Below are 591 nucleotides of genomic sequence, written 5' to 3'. Positions count from 1 at the left end.
CTGCTTGGTGATCACCTCGACCATGTGCACCGGGATGCGGATGGTGCGGGCCTGGTCGGCCATGGCGCGGGTGATGGCCTGGCGAATCCACCACGTAGCGTAGGTGGAGAACTTGTACCCCTTGGTGTAGTCGAACTTCTCCACCGCGCGGATCAGCCCCAGGTTGCCTTCCTGGATCAGGTCGAGAAACGCCATGCCCCGGCCGGTGTAGCGCTTGGCTAGCGAAACCACCAGGCGCAGGTTGGCTTCCAGCAGATGGTTTTTCGCGCGATCGCCGTCGCGGCAGATCCACATCATGTCGCGGCGCTGGGCGGCAGGCAGCTTTTCGCCGCGCTCGCTAAGCTCGGTCATCAGCTGCGTGGCGTACAGGCCAGCCTCGATCCGCTTGGCTAGCTCGACCTCTTCCTCGGCGTTGAGCAGCGCTACCTTGCCGATCTGTTTGAGGTAGGCGCGAACCGAGTCGGCGGATGCGGTGAGTTCGGCGTCCTTGCGTGCTTGACGCAGGGCCTCCGACTCGTCTTCATCCCAGACGAAATCACCGGAGGCCTTGTCCTTTTCGGTGGGTTCAGCGATCTCCTCGTCGTCATCGGC

The 591-nt window shown here is 63.3% G+C and carries 1 protein-coding gene; it reads right to left on the bottom strand.

Features of this window, described 5'->3' with window-relative positions; genetic code table 4:
* Nucleotides 1-591: sigma-70 family RNA polymerase sigma factor (locus FJM08_RS08585; RefSeq protein ID WP_140031748.1), on the bottom strand; the 591-nt coding region annotated here is incomplete at both ends.

Source organism: Metamycoplasma equirhinis (assembly GCF_006385185.1).
GTDB lineage: Bacteria > Bacillota_I > Bacilli_A > Mycoplasmatales > Metamycoplasmataceae > Metamycoplasma > Metamycoplasma equirhinis.
The sequence above is the reverse complement of the archived record's forward strand: the minus strand, read 5'-3'. Positions and strand labels throughout refer to the sequence as shown.